The organism is Neobacillus drentensis, from assembly GCF_036966985.1.
In the GTDB taxonomy this organism is placed as follows: domain Bacteria; phylum Bacillota; class Bacilli; order Bacillales; family Cytobacillaceae; genus Neobacillus; species Neobacillus drentensis_E.
In genome coordinates this window covers 1-1,042 of the sequence record NZ_JBALSN010000810.1, presented here as the reverse complement: position 1 = coordinate 1,042, position 1,042 = coordinate 1, and the positions used below count along the sequence as shown (strand labels likewise).

1 protein-coding gene is annotated in these 1,042 nt (G+C 43.5%); it reads right to left on the bottom strand.

The genetic code is table 11. The annotated features are described in order from the left end of the window. Positions 1-1,038 (bottom strand): AMP-binding protein (locus tag V7659_RS31945; protein ID WP_335543977.1); only part of this gene is annotated, 1,038 nt, incomplete at its 3' end. Positions 1,039-1,042: the final 4 nt, after the last annotated feature.

Here is a 1,042-nt window from a genome sequence, read left to right as displayed (position 1 = left end):
TTGTTTAACAGATGCATCGAAATGGAACGGTGCAAGAAGCGCCACTTGAAGCTGATTTGCCCCCTCATACACTTCGTGATGCAGGGCATGAACCAAATGATGCAGCTGAAGATGCTCGATCATCACTCCCTTCGGCTTTCCAGTCGTACCCGATGTATAAATGAGATAAGCCAAATCCTGTGATGTCGTCTGATCGATCAGCTCAGGCAGCGGACGATCTTCTAATTCCATATGCTGCTGGACAATCATTTTTTCCGCAAAGGATGAATATCGCTGAACAAACGATTCTTCTGTTAAAACGATAGAAGCACCAGAATCTTCTACAATAAATTGAATGCGTTCCTCAGGTAATGCCGGATCGATCGGTACATATGCACCGCCAGCTTTTAATATCCCCAAAATGGCAACCATCGCATCTGCCGTCCGTTCCATTAAAACGGCAACTGGTACATCACGCGAGACACCTTTCATCTGTAAAAATCGTGCCAGTTTGTCCGCTTTTTGATACAGCTCTCCATAAGTGAACGTTCCATTTTCCGCTACCACAGCTGCCCGTTCTGAATACTTTTTAGCTACCTCATCAAATAAGTGGTGAACTGGTTTCGCTCCTGGTAAATCAAATGCTTCTCCCTTAGATAATTGAAGCAGCTGCTTTTGTTCATCTGCTGGCAGTAAAGAGAGAGCCCCAATCAGCTGATCTGGCTGAGAGACTGCCGCCTCCAGCAAAATCATCAATCGATCAAACAGCTTACTCATATCGTCTTCACTAAATAGATCTGTACGGTAATCCAAATCAATGGTCAATGTATCTGTATCCCAGCGGTCTTTCACATGAATCGATATATCATTCATCCCGCTTCCACTAAAAATCGGCTCCGTAATGAACGAAAGATTCTCTTTTTTCTGCCACTTCATGACCTGATACTCTAAAGAAATATCAAACAGGCGTCCTGTAAATCCATCTCTTTCCCTTAAATCATTCATGAGCACATTGTAAGGATATTTTTGATGACGCAAGATCTTCATCTGATCCGCCATGACT